The 12,742-nt window shown below is 71.0% G+C and carries 10 protein-coding genes; 6 read left to right on the top strand and 4 right to left on the bottom strand.

The window, feature by feature from the left end; all coding sequences use genetic code 11:
- Window positions 1-34 precede the first annotated feature (34 nt).
- Window positions 35-1,249: an acetyl-CoA C-acetyltransferase gene (locus ACFVX4_RS13985; RefSeq protein ID WP_389975904.1), complete on the top strand. Its 1,215-nt coding sequence runs from the start codon at window positions 35-37 to the stop codon at window positions 1,247-1,249.
- A gap of 31 nt (window positions 1,250-1,280) precedes the next feature.
- Window positions 1,281-3,452 carry a 3-hydroxyacyl-CoA dehydrogenase NAD-binding domain-containing protein gene (locus tag ACFVX4_RS13980; RefSeq protein WP_389975901.1) on the top strand — a complete coding sequence of 724 codons (2,172 nt, stop codon included), beginning with the start codon at window positions 1,281-1,283 and terminating at the stop codon, window positions 3,450-3,452.
- A gap of 21 nt (window positions 3,453-3,473) precedes the next feature.
- On the opposite strand, the gene ACFVX4_RS13975 is transcribed toward ACFVX4_RS13980, so the two are convergent.
- On the bottom strand, window positions 3,474-4,205 hold the full coding sequence (locus tag ACFVX4_RS13975) for a MerR family transcriptional regulator (RefSeq protein ID WP_389975898.1): 732 nt from the start codon (window positions 4,203-4,205) through the stop codon (window positions 3,474-3,476).
- A 130-nt stretch (window positions 4,206-4,335) separates the two neighbouring features.
- On the opposite strand from ACFVX4_RS13975, the gene ACFVX4_RS13970 reads away from it, so the two are divergent.
- Together ACFVX4_RS13970 and ACFVX4_RS13965 are read left to right on the top strand one after the other, a co-directional pair.
- Window positions 4,336-4,812, top strand: a complete 477-nt coding sequence (locus ACFVX4_RS13970) for a macro domain-containing protein (RefSeq protein WP_389975895.1) — start codon at window positions 4,336-4,338, stop codon at window positions 4,810-4,812.
- A gap of 283 nt (window positions 4,813-5,095) precedes the next feature.
- A complete protein-coding gene (locus ACFVX4_RS13965) occupies window positions 5,096-5,728 on the top strand; it encodes a TetR/AcrR family transcriptional regulator (RefSeq protein WP_389975893.1) in 633 nt (210 codons plus the stop codon).
- On the opposite strand, the gene ACFVX4_RS13960 is transcribed toward ACFVX4_RS13965, so the two are convergent.
- Window positions 5,646-6,620: an oxygenase MpaB family protein gene (locus ACFVX4_RS13960; protein ID WP_389975890.1), complete on the bottom strand. Its 975-nt coding sequence runs from the start codon at window positions 6,618-6,620 to the stop codon at window positions 5,646-5,648. The genes ACFVX4_RS13965 and ACFVX4_RS13960 overlap by 83 nt on opposite strands.
- A gap of 296 nt (window positions 6,621-6,916) precedes the next feature.
- On the opposite strand from ACFVX4_RS13960, the gene ACFVX4_RS13955 reads away from it, so the two are divergent.
- Window positions 6,917-7,834 carry an oxygenase MpaB family protein gene (locus ACFVX4_RS13955; protein WP_389975887.1) on the top strand — a complete coding sequence of 306 codons (918 nt, stop codon included), beginning with the start codon at window positions 6,917-6,919 and terminating at the stop codon, window positions 7,832-7,834.
- On the opposite strand, the gene ACFVX4_RS13950 is transcribed toward ACFVX4_RS13955, so the two are convergent.
- The gene (locus tag ACFVX4_RS13950) at window positions 7,797-8,846 is read right to left on the bottom strand and encodes a LacI family DNA-binding transcriptional regulator (RefSeq protein ID WP_389975884.1); all 1,050 of its coding nucleotides are present in this window, start codon (window positions 8,844-8,846) and stop codon (window positions 7,797-7,799) included. The genes ACFVX4_RS13955 and ACFVX4_RS13950 overlap by 38 nt on opposite strands.
- Before the next feature lie 159 nt (window positions 8,847-9,005).
- A complete protein-coding gene (locus tag ACFVX4_RS13945) occupies window positions 9,006-10,499 on the bottom strand; it encodes a M1 family metallopeptidase (RefSeq protein ID WP_389975881.1) in 1,494 nt (497 codons plus the stop codon).
- 212 nt (window positions 10,500-10,711) lie between these two features.
- On the opposite strand from ACFVX4_RS13945, the gene ACFVX4_RS13940 reads away from it, so the two are divergent.
- Window positions 10,712-12,706 carry a Xaa-Pro dipeptidyl-peptidase gene (locus ACFVX4_RS13940; protein ID WP_389975878.1) on the top strand — a complete coding sequence of 665 codons (1,995 nt, stop codon included), beginning with the start codon at window positions 10,712-10,714 and terminating at the stop codon, window positions 12,704-12,706.
- Window positions 12,707-12,742 lie beyond the last annotated feature (36 nt).

Genomic DNA, 12,742 nt, shown 5'->3' with positions numbered 1-12,742 from the left:
CCCGTCGCACAACCACCCCCGAAAGGCTGCTGACTTGAGTACCGAAGCGTTCGTCTACGACGCGATCCGCACCCCGCGCGGCCGCGGCAAGGCCAATGGCGCCCTGCACGGCACCAAGCCGATCGACCTCGTCGTCGGCCTCATCCACGAAATCCGCAGCCGCTTCCCCGGCCTCGACCCGGCGGCCATCGACGACATCGTCCTCGGCGTGGTCAGCCCGCTCGGCGACCAGGGCTCCGACATCGCCCGGATCGCCGCCATCGCGGCCGGCCTCCCGGACACCGTCGCCGGCGTCCAGGAGAACCGCTTCTGTGCCTCGGGTCTGGAGGCAGTCAACCTGGCCGCCGCCAAGGTCCGTTCGGGCTGGGAGGACCTCGTCCTCGCGGGCGGCGTCGAGTCGATGTCCCGGGTCCCGATGGGCTCCGACGGCGGCGCCTGGGCGATGGACCCGATGACCAACTTCGAGACCGGCTTCGCTCCGCAGGGCGTCGGCGCCGACCTCATCGCCACCATCGAGGGCTTCTCCCGCCGCGACGTCGACGAGTTCGCCGCGCTCTCCCAGGAACGCGCCGCCGAAGCGTGGAAGGACGGCCGCTTCGCGCGCTCCGTCGTCCCCGTCAAGGACCGCAACGGCCTCGTCGTGCTCGACCACGACGAGCACATGCGGCCCGGCACCACCGCCGACTCCCTCGCCGCGCTCAAGCCCTCCTTCGCCACGATCGGCGAGATGGGCGGCTTCGACGCGGTGGCGCTGCAGAAGTACCACTGGGTCGAGAAGATCGACCACGTCCACCACGCGGGCAACTCCTCCGGCATCGTCGACGGCGCCGCGCTCGTCGCCATCGGCAACCAGGAGGTCGGCGAGCGCTACGGACTCACGCCGCGCGCCCGGATCATCTCCGCCGCCGTCTCCGGCTCCGAGCCGACCATCATGCTGACCGGCCCCGCGCCCGCCACCCGCAAGGCCCTCGCCAAGGCCGGGCTGACCATCGACGACATCGACCTCGTCGAGATCAACGAGGCGTTCGCCGGAGTCGTGCTCCGCTTCGCCAGGGACATGGGGCTCCCGCTCGACAAGATCAACGTCAACGGCGGCGCCATCGCCCTCGGCCACCCGCTCGGCGCCACCGGCGCGATGATCCTCGGCACCCTCATCGACGAATTGGAACGCCGCGACCAGCGGTACGGCCTCGCCACCCTCTGCGTCGGCGGCGGCATGGGCGTCGCCACCGTCATCGAGCGTCTCTGACCGTTCCCCTTCCTACGGAGAAGACAGACACATGAACGAGAGCACGACCATCCGCTGGGAACAGGACGAGACCGGCGTCGTCACCCTCGTACTCGACGACCCCGACCAGTCCGCCAACACGATGAACCAGGCCTTCAAGGACTCCATCGCGGCCATCGCCGACCGCGCCGAGGCCGAGAAGGACTTCATCCGCGGCATCATCTACACCTCCGCCAAGAAGACCTTCTTCGCGGGCGGCGACCTCAAGGACATGATCAAGGTCGGTCCCGAGAACGCCCAGCAGGCCTTCGACACCGGCACCGCCATCAAGAACTCGCTGCGCCGCATCGAGACCCTCGGCAAGCCCGTCGTCGCCGCCATCAACGGCGCGGCGCTCGGCGGCGGTTACGAGATCGCGCTCGCCTCGCACCACCGCGTCGCCCTCGACGCGCCCGGCTCCCGGATCGGCCTGCCCGAGGTCACCCTCGGCCTGCTGCCCGCAGGCGGCGGCGTCACCCGCACCGTACGCCTCATGGGCATCGCCGACGCGCTGCTGAAAGTCCTTCTCCAGGGCACCCAGTACACCCCGCAGCGCGCCCTGGAGAACGGCCTGGTCCACGAGGTCGCCGCCACCCGGGAGGAGATGCTCGAAAAGGCCCGTGCCTTCATCGACGCGAACCCCGAGTCCCAGCAGCCCTGGGACGTCAAGGGATACCGGATCCCCGGCGGCACCCCGTCCAACCCGAAGTTCGCCGCCAACCTGCCGGCCTTCCCGTCCAACCTGAAGAAGCAGCTCGCGGGCGCCCCGATGCCCGCGCCCCGCAACATCCTGGCCGCCGCCGTCGAGGGTTCCCAGGTCGACTTCGAGACCGCGCTGACCATCGAGGCCCGCTACTTCACCGAGCTGGTCACCGGCCAGGTCACGAAGAACATGATCCAGGCGTTCTTCTTCGACCTCCAGGCCGTCAACTCCGGTGCCAGCCGCCCCAAGGGGATCGAGGAGCGCCAGGTCAACAAGGTCGCCGTCCTCGGCGCCGGGATGATGGGCGCGGGCATCGCGTACTCCTGTGCCCGCGCCGGCATCGAGGTCGTGCTCAAGGACGTCTCCACCGAGGCCGCGGCCAAGGGCAAGGCGTACAGCGAGAAGCTCCTCGACAAGGCGCTCTCCCGGGGCCGCACCACCGAGGCCAAGCGTGACGAGCTGCTGGCCCGGATCACCCCGACCGGCGACCCGGCCGACCTGGCGGGCTGCGACGCCGTCATCGAGGCCGTCTTCGAGGACACCGCGCTCAAGCACAAGGTGTTCCAGGAGATCCAGGACATCATCGAGCCGGACGCCCTGCTCTGCTCCAACACCTCGACCCTGCCCATCACCGTCCTGGCCGAAGGCGTCTCGCGCCCGGCCGACTTCATCGGGCTGCACTTCTTCTCGCCCGTGGACAAGATGCCGCTGGTCGAGATCATCAAGGGCGAGCAGACCGGCGACGCAGCCCTGGCCCGCGCCTTCGACCTGGTCCGCCGGATCAAGAAGACCCCGATCGTCGTCAACGACTCGCGCGGCTTCTTCACCTCGCGCGTCATCGGCCAGTTCATCAACGAGGGCGTCGCCATGGTCGGCGAGGGCGTCGAACCGGCGTCCATCGAGCAGGCCGCGGCACAGTCCGGCTACCCGGCCAAGGTGCTCTCCCTGATGGACGAGCTGACCCTCACCCTGCCCCGCAAGATCCGCAACGAGACCCGGCGGGCCGTCGAGGAGGCCGGCGGCACCTGGGCCGGACACCCGTCGGACGCGGTCATCGACCGGATGGTCGACGAGTTCGGCCGGCCGGGACGCAGCGGTGGCGCCGGCTTCTACGAGTACGACGAGAACGGCAGGCGGACCCGCCTGTGGCCCGGACTGCGGGAGCACTTCGCCAAGCCCGACACCGACATCCCCTTCCTCGACATGAAGGAGCGGATGCTGTTCTCCGAGGCCCTGGACAGCGTCCGCTGCCTGGAGGAGAACGTCCTGGTCTCCGTGGCCGACGCCAACATCGGCTCCATCATGGGCATCGGCTTCCCGCCGTGGACCGGTGGCGTGCTCCAGTACATCAACGGGTACGAGGGCGGCCTGCCCGGCTTCGTCGCCCGCGCCCGGGAGCTCGCGGAGCGGTACGGCGACCGCTTCCTGCCGCCCGCGCTGCTCGTGGAGAAGGCCGGGAAGGGCGAGACCTTCCACGACTGACGCCCACCCCGCGGGCCGCGTTCACTCCGCCGGGAACGCGGCCCGCAGCTCCTCCTTCAACGACCGCTGGAACGCGGTCACCAGTGCTTGCAGCACCATCGGCTGCATATGGGCCGACAGCGACTTCATCGCCGCCACGTGCTCGGGGTCCGACTCCCGCTCCCGGTACGGACCCCACACCTCGTCCCGGAACAGCCGGGTCAGCTCCTGCGCGGCGGACCGGGAGTGCTCCAGCAGCACCGTGCGGGCGGCCAGGATCGTCTCGTGCGCGATCGGCACGCCGAGCAGCTCGACCCCGAGCCGCAGCAGCCCCGGGTCCACCCGGTAGCTGCCGTCGACCGGCTCCGCGCGCTCCAGCACCCCCATCGCGGCCAGCCGCGCGATGTCCTGCTCGGTCAGTGCCCGGCCGGCCCGCCGCTCCAGCTCCGCCCGCGTCGCGTCCTCCGCCGAGTCCGGTGCCCAGGACGCCACCAGGGCCCGGTGGATCGCCAGGTCGTGCGCGCTCAGATCCGGCGGCAGCTGCTCCAGATAGCGTTCGATCGCGGCCAGCGTCATGCCCTGGTGCTGGAGCTCCTCGATGAGCGCCAGCCGGGACAGGTGGTCGTGTCCGTAGTGCCCCACCCGGCGCGGTCCGATGACCGGGGGCGGCAGCAGCCCGCGGGTGCTGTAGAAACGCACCGTGCGCACGGTCACCCCGGCGCGCGCCGCCAGCTCGTCGACGGTGAGCGTAGGCTCCTCGGCCCCGGTCGCCATATCTGCTCCTCGTGTCCGGCCCTGAGGGGTGAGCCGCTGTGCGCGTGATCCACCCCGGCGCAACAGTATTGCTGTCTCACCAATGATGTGAAAGTGCCCGGCTGTCACAGGCGGCACCTAACCTGATCCCATGTCCGGGATCAGGTACGTACAGGGGGACGCGACGGCGCCCCACGGCAAAGGCGTCAAGCTGATCGTCCATGTCTGCAACGACCTCGGCGGCTGGGGCAAGGGATTCGTGCTGGCGCTCTCGCGCCGCTGGCCCGAACCCGAAGCGGCCTACCGCCGGTGGCACCGGGAGCGCGCGGGCAACGACTTCGGCCTCGGCGCGGTGCAGTTCGTACAGGTGGGCCCGTACATCTGGGTGGCGAACATGGTGGGCCAGCGTGGGATGCGCACGGGCAGCAAAGGGGTCCCGGTGCGTTACGAGGCGATCGACACGGCGCTGGGCGCGGTGGCCGACCGGGCCCACGAGCTGGGGGCCTCGGTCCACATGCCGCGGATCGGCTGCGGCCTGGCGGGTGGGAAGTGGTCCCGGATCGAGCCCCTGATCGAGGAGTGGTTGACCGGCCGGGACATACCGGTGACGGTGTACGACTTCGCGTAGGGCCCGCCCGTCGAATCGGGTCGGACGGGTCGTGGCCCGTCCGAGCCCCTTGAGCGGCTTCGGCCTGCGGAAACCTGCCGGACGACCGGATAATCCGGCCCCGGTCGCCGGGACCTGCGAGCAGGACCCGGCCGACGGACCGCACCCTCGGCAGGGCGCCCACCGGACTCCGGCTGGCGCCCTGCGCGTGTTGCTACAGGGATACGGGATACAGGGATACGGGGTGGGTCACTCCGTATCGACTCCTATGGTGGGGTGGAAGCGGCGGAACGGGGGAGGGCCCATGACGGCACGGAGTACCGACGAGACACGGCTGGCCCTGGCGCTCCGCGCGACGCTGCCCTCCGACGCGCTGAGCGAGCAGATCCTGGACGCCGCGCGCGAGCAGTTCATGACCTTCGGGCTGCGCCGCTCCACCGTCGACGACGTCGCCAAGCGCGCCAGGGTCTCGCGGGTGACCGTGTACCGGCGGATCGGCAACAAGGACAGCCTCGTCTCCGCCTGTCTGCTGCGCGAGTACCGCCGCTTCGTCGTGGAGGTGGACGACGCGGTGGCCGCGTTGCCGACGACGGAGGACCGGCTCGTCGAGGGCTTCGCCGCGGTTCTCCGGCACATCCGCGAGCATCCGCTCATCGGCGGTCTGCTGAGGCTGGAGCCCGAGACGATGCTGCCGTTCCTGACCCTGGAGAGCGGACCGGCCCTCCTCGCCATCCGCGAGTACCTGGCCGACCGGCTGCGTGACGCCCGGCGCGCGGAGGGCCGGCCGGCGAGCGATCCGACCCCGGTCGCCGAACTGATGGTGCGGATCACCGTCTCCTTCCTCCTCAACCCCGTCAGCTGTTTCGAGCTGGACGACGACACCCAGGTGCGAGAGTTCGCCCGCCGCTATCTGGTGCCGCTGCTCGCTGCCGGGTAGAACCACCGGTGTGGCCGTCCGTCTCGTCGGGCAGGGGTTCCACGGGACGGCTGCGGGCCCAGTGCGGTCCGAGGTCGTCGAGCCGCCAGCCGAAGGGGTACGAACGGGGCTGCGGGCGCGCGGGAAACCTGCGTGGCCGGGCCGGCAGCCGGCGGACACAACGTGCGCGCAGGTGCAGAGCCGCCGACGCCGAGGCCCGCACCCACGGCGGCTGCGGCCGGAAGCCCAGCGCCGCCAGCAGCGGCTCGTCCAGCAGCGCGAGTGCGAATCTCGCCACCAGGGGCCGCAACGGACGCGGATACCAGCTCGCGATCACGCGGAACGTGGCGTTCGCGACCCGCCGGTTCGCCGGGTCGTACGCGAACATCCGCTCCTCGTAGGAGTCGAGGAGCCGCTCGAACCCCTCGTACGTGTCGGGCGCCCCCTCGATGCCCATCATTGCCGCCGTCTTCCGGCCGGCCTCCACCAGAGCCTGGACCTCCTGGGCGCACAGGGGACGCCAGCCGAACCGGTCGATCCAGCGCTTCGGCCCCACGACCGTGGTCGCGAGGACATAGCGGAAGTCGTCGTTCGGGATGTTGTACTTGCCGTGGATCCGGTTGAGATGACGCGCGGCCGCCCGCCCGCGCTCCGAGTCGAAGCCGTCGGCGGCCATCTCGTACCCGATCAGCACCGTGTCGTCGTACCGTTTCTGCCCGGCCCGTTCGAACTCCTGGGTCCGGTCGAGGAGCACGGAGATCCGGGGGACGCCGTAGTCCCGGAGGAAGGCGACGCTCACCCCCTGCCGGTAGTCCCAGGGGAACTCGTACTGGGAGATCAGCCGAAGGATCTCGGCGTAGTCGTGTGCCGGATCCATCCGGCGTATCTCGTGCAGGCGGCTGTATCGGCCCATGGTGCGCCCTCCTGTCCGTGTACCGACTCCCTGCGGGACCGTTCCTGCGGGTTGTCGCTGTGTGACGGACCAACTCACCTGCTGCACAAGGAATGTGAGGGGCCGTCCGGCCTGGGAGTCAAAGTTACAAATACTATCGACTTGTTTCACGAACCTCGTCAACACCGCCGACGACAGGGCATGCGGCGGTCTGCCTCAGCGGGCCGGTGCGCATCACTCCCGAAGGGCTCGCATACTGGATCACGCAGAGGGCCGGGCGCCGAGCCGTATGCCCGCCGACCGTCGGGAGCACCGTGATGAGCAGCGAAGCACCGGGAGACCGGAATCCCGCCCCGCCGCCACCCGGCGGTGTGCTCTGGAGCCTCTCGGGCGACATCCGGGCCCTGCTGATGCTGCCCGCCGCGCTCACCCTCCAGGTCGCCCACCCGGCGGTCGGCGCCGGCGTCGACGAGCACTCCGTCTTCCGCACGGACCCCTGGGGACGCGGCGAGAGGTCCCTGCGCTCGCTCCAGCTCTGGGTGTACGGGGGCGAGGAGGCGGCCGAGGAAGGGCGCAGGCTGCGCCGACTGCACCGCACCATCCAGGGCACCGACACCCGAGGGCGTCGTTACCATGCGCTGTCGCCCGCCAACTACGCGTGGGTGCACGCCACGGGCTTCCCCGTCTACCAGCACGCCGCGCGCTATCTCGTCCGGCCGCTCACCGCGGCACAGGAGCGGGCGCTGTACCGGGAGTGGCTCCAGGTCGGCAGGATCCTCGGCATCCACGACCGGGACATGCCGCAGACGATCGAAGAGTTCTGGCCGTACTTCCGAAAGGTGCTCGCCGAGGAGATCGAGGCGACCGCGGTCGTCGAGGACCTGGTCGCCACCGATCGTCCCGTACCGCCGCCGGACCGCGGGCCGCTGCCGCTGAGGCTGCTGCTGAAGGCGCTGTGGCCGGTGCTGTTCCCGCCGTTGGCCCGGTTCCGGCGCTTCGTCACCATCGGGTTCATGCCGCCGGAGGCGCGGGAGGTCATCGGGCTGGAGTGGACGGACGAGCAGGAGCGCGCTCTGCGGCGGTTCTGCGGGGTGGTGCGGCGCGTGGTGCCGGCGCTCCCCGAGCGGCTGCGCTATCTGCCGTACGCGCGCAGGGCGCGGGCCGCCCATCGCGAGACCGTCCGGGGCGGGGGAGGGCTCAGGCGGAAGCCCGGCGCACCAGCTCGGTCGGCGTGATCACCGAGGTTCGATCGTCGCCCCCGGCCTCGCCGCCCAGCCGGCTCATCAGCATCCGCACCATCAACCGGCCCATGCCCTCCACATCCTGACGGACCGTCGTCAGCGGGGGTTCGGTGGCCTCCGCTATCGACGCCATGTCGTCGAAGCCGACCAGGGCCACGTCGTCCGGCACGCGGCGACCGCGTTCGTGCAGCACCCGCAGGGCACCCGAGGCCATCAGGTCGTTGGCGGCGAAGACCGCGTCCAGGCCGGGGCGGCGGTCGAGCAGTTCCGCCATCGCCCGCGCGCCGCCCTCGACGGTGAAGTCGCCGTCCACGAGCAGCGCCGGATCGCCGTCGGGCAGCACGTCGCGGTAGCCGTCGACCCGGTCCAGGGCCGAGGTCTGGTCGCGCGGTCCGGCGATGTGCGCGATCTGCCGCCGTCCCAGGGCGACGAGATGGCGTACGGCCTCGGCCGCGCCGCCGCGGTTGTCGCAGTCCACGTACGGGACGGCCAGTTCGGACGCGGCGCCCGGCCGGCCCGGCCTGCCGCCGTAGACCGTGGGTACCCGGAACCTGCGGATGATCGCCGGGAGTTCGTCGTCGGTGTGCAGCGAGAAGGCCAGTACGCCGTCCACATGGCCGCCGGCCAGATAGCGGGCGACCCGGTCGAAGTCCCCGCTGCCCTCCACCAGGAGCAGGACCAACTGGGAGTCGTGCAGAGTGAGTTCGCGGCTGATTCCGCGGATCTGCTGGGAGAAGAACGGATCGGAGAAGATCCGGAACTCCGGCTCGTCGATGATCACGGCGACCGCGCCGTTGCGCCGGGTGACCAGGGTCCGGGCGGCATGGTTCGGAACGTAGCCGAGCTCCTCGACCGCCTTGCGGACCTGGTCCACGAGCGGCTTGCGCACCCCCGCCCCGCCGTTCACCACCCGGGAGGCCGTCGCCCGGGAGACCCCGGCGCGGGCCGCCACGGCTTCCAGTGTGGGGCGGGCATCGCGAGCGGGATCGTGGGACGGACCGGGCAAGGGACGCTCCTCGTACACGCGGGATCGGGCCGGAAACGGCCGGGGCCGGCCGGACAGCACCGACGCCATCAGCCTAACCGGCGCCGCCGGCCGGCCGCCGGGCACCACCGCCTCCACCAGGAGAGGGGCGGTGGTGCCCGGACCCGGTCCGCGTGCCGGTCAGCGGTGTTCGTGCAGGGAGTTCGTCGCCGCGATCTTCTTCCAGGAGGCGGGCCGCGCGGGCTGCCCGGCGGCGTGCCGGGCGTGCGTCCCGGCCGCCGCCGGGGCCTCGGGCCGCGTCGGCCGGAACAGCCAGGCGTCGAAGAAGGCGGCGAGCGGCTTGCCCGAGACCCGCTCCGCGTAGGCGACGAAGTCGCTCACGCTCGCGTTCCCGTACGCGTGCTCGGCGGGCCAGCCCTTCAGCAGCTCGAAGAACGTCTCGTCGCCCAACTCGTTGCGCAGCGCCTGGAGCGCCAGCGCGCCCCGGTCGTAGACGGCCGCGTCGAATTGGTTGTCGGGGCCCGGGTCGCCGGGCTTCACCTTCCAGAAGGCGTCGTCGGCCGGATGCAGTGCGTAGGTGTAGTCCGCCAGCTCCTGCGCGGTTCCCTCGCCCTCCCTCTCCGACCACAGCCACTGGCTGTAACGGGCGAAGCCCTCGTTGACCCAGATGTCCTTCCAGCCCTTGAGGGACACGCTGTCGCCGTACCACTGGTGCGCCAGTTCATGGACGACGACCGAGACGTTCGCACCGTTCGCGAACTGCTTCGGGCTGTAGAACGGCCTGGTCTGGGTCTCCAGCGCGAAGCCGCTCGTCACATTGGGGGCGTATCCGCCCAGCGCGTCGAAGGGGTACGGTCCGAAGACCTCCGTCAGCCACTCGGCGACCTCGGTGGTCCGCTCGATGCTGGCCCGCGCGGCCCCGTCGTTGGCGCCGAGGTCCTTGCTGTACGCGTTGACGACCGGCAGCCCGTCCGACGTGGTGTCCGTGGTGATGTCGAACTTCCCGACCGCCAGCGTCGTCAGATACGTCGCCTGCGGCTTGCTCGAACGCCAGTTGAAGCGGGTCCAGCCGAGCTTCGAACTCTGCGACTGCAGCGTGCCGTTGCTGATCGCCTGGGTGCCGTCCGGGACGGACACGGAGATGTCGTACGTCGCCTTGTCGAGCGGGTGGTCGTTGCTGGGGAACCACCACGCGGCCGACTCCGGCTCCTGGGCGGCCACCGCGCCGTCCGGGGTGCGCACCCAGGACGTCCAGCCGTTGATCTTCACCTCGGAGGGCTTTCCGGCGTACCGCACGACCACCGAGACGGCCTTGCCCTTCGCCAGCGGGGCCGCCGGGGTGATCTCCAGCTCCTGCTCGCCGTTCTTCACATGGCCGGCCTTCTTGCCGTTCACCCGCACTTCGGAGACGTCCAGCCCGAAGTCCAGGTTGAAACGGGAGAGTTCCTGGGTGGTCGTGGCGAGGATCGTCGCCGTGCCCTCCAGCAGGTCGGTCGAGGGCTGGTACTTCAGCCGCAGGTCGTAGTGGGAGACGTCGTATCCGCCGTTGCCGCTGGCCGGGTAGTAGGGGTCGCCGATGCCCGGGGCGCCCACGGTGCCTTCGGCGGCCGAGGCCGGGATCGCCAGCAGCAGGGAGGCCGCGAGTGCGCTCGGGACGATGAGTCTGCGGTGCACGGAATGCTCCAAGTGGTCGGGGCGAATGATCTTTCGAACCGTCACGTCGACACTATTCAGCGACTGCCGCATCAGTCGTGTCCATGGTCACAGCTGTCACACAATCGCCATTCGGCCGCCATGGCGGCAGGTCGCGTTTGCGCCATGTTCATGCCGTATGCGCCGCTGATCGCCCTCTGTCGTCGGGGAGTTGACCGGGGTACCTTCCGCCCATGCCGAATCGTGCGCGAGGCCCCCGTTCGAGTTACAGATCGCTGGTGGTGGCAGCTGTCGCCGCCCTGATGGCCGTCCTGCTCTCCCCGGCAGGTGCCCAGGGCGCGGGTGCCCGGGAGGCCAGGCCGCCAAAGAGCATGCCCGTCTACTCGTACGGGAACGCCGTCCGGGAATCGGTCTGGGTCGACACGGGGCTGGACGGCGACGGGGACGGGCGCAGCGACCGCGTCGCCGCCGACATCGTGAGGCCGCGCGAACCCGCCCGGCAGGGCCGGAAGATCCCCGTGATCATGGACGCCAGCCCGTACTACTCCTGCTGCGGGCGCGGCAACGAGAGCCAGCTCAAGACGTACGACGACAACGGCCGGCCCGTCCAGTTCCCGCTCCACTACGACAACTACTTCGTGCCGCGCGGCTACGCCTTCGTCGCTGTCGATCTGGCCGGTACCAATCGCTCCGACGGCTGTGTCGATGTCGGAGGCCGCTCCGACGTGCAGTCCGCCAAGGCCGTGATCGACTGGCTGAACGGCCGCGCCCGCGGTTACACCACCCGCACCGGCGGCACCCGTGCCACGGCCGGCTGGTCCGACGGCCGCACCGGAATGATCGGCAAGAGCTACGACGGCACCATCGCCAACGCGGTCGCGGCGACCGGCGTGCACGGGCTGCGGACCATCGTGCCGATCGGCGCCATCTCCTCCTGGTACGACTACTACTTCGCCCAGGGCGCACCCCTCTACGACAGCGGCCCCGAGTGGCTCTCCGGCTATGTGGAGAGCCCCGAGGCGCGCGGACGCTGCGCCGCCGTCCAGCAGCAACTCGTCGACGGGGCGCCGCGCACCGGAGACTGGTCGGAGCTGTGGAACGCGCGCGACTACGTGAAGGACGCCCGCAAGGTGCGTGCCAGCGTCTTCGCCGTCCACGGCATGCAGGACCTCAACGTCCGTACCAGGCACCTCGGCCAGTGGTGGGACGCGCTCGCGGACCGGGGCGTGGAGCGCAAGATCTGGCTCTCCCAGACCGGACACGTCGACCCGTTCGACTACCGGCGCGCCGAATGGGTCGACACGCTGCACCGCTGGTTCGACCACTACCTCCTCGGCTACGACAACGGCATCGACCGTGAACCGATGGCCGACATCGAGCGCCACCCCGACCAGTGGTCCACCGACCGGGTCTGGCCGCCCCGCACCACCCACGCCACCACCGTGCGCCCCGGCGCCGGGAGCACGCCGGGCGTCGGCACCCTGTCCCTGAGGCCCGCCCGCCCCGGCGCCACCGAGACGTTCACCGACGATCCGGCGCAGAGTGAGACGGAGTGGGCCGCCGACCTGGACCGGACCACCGGCGCCAAGGCCGGATTCCGCACCGCGCCGCTCACCGCCGACCTCAGGCTCTCCGGATCCTCCGCGGTGACCGTCACCGCCACCCCGACCACCTCGACCGCCCATCTCTCCGCGGTCCTCGTGGACATCGGCCCCGACACCATCCGCGACTACGGCTCGTCCGGCGAGGGGATCACCACCCTCACCAGCCAGAGCTGCTGGGGCGCGAGCACGACCGGGGACAGCGCCTGCTTCAAGGAGACCAGGGCCCGGACCACGGCCGTCGACCGGACCGTGGTCAGCCGCGGCTGGGCCGACCTCGGCACGTACGCCTCCGCCGGAAAGGGCCGCCCGCTCACCCCGGGCCGGGCCGTCACCCTCACCATCGACCTGGCGGCCACCGACCATGTCGTCCCGGCCGGACACCGCCTCGCCCTGATCGTGGCCGGCACCGACCGGGACCTCATCGACCCGCCGGACTCCACGCCCACGCTCACCCTCGACCTGGCCCGCACGTCCGCGAAGTTGCCGTTCGTCGGCGGCACCGGCGCCTTCGTCCGCGCCACCACGGGTTCCGCGTCCGCGACGGACACGCCCCGAACGGCCGAAGTCCGGGGCGTGACGCCGCCGCGCGCCGCCCATCGCGTCCCGGGAGGCAGCCGCTCGTAACGACGCCCACGCCCGCGTCGGGCCCCTCCCGTGAGG

Source organism: Streptomyces sp. NPDC058240, assembly GCF_042882135.1.
In the GTDB taxonomy this organism is placed as follows: Bacteria; Actinomycetota; Actinomycetes; order Streptomycetales; family Streptomycetaceae; genus Streptomyces.
The sequence above is the reverse complement of the archived record's forward strand: the minus strand, read 5'-3'. Positions and strand labels throughout refer to the sequence as shown.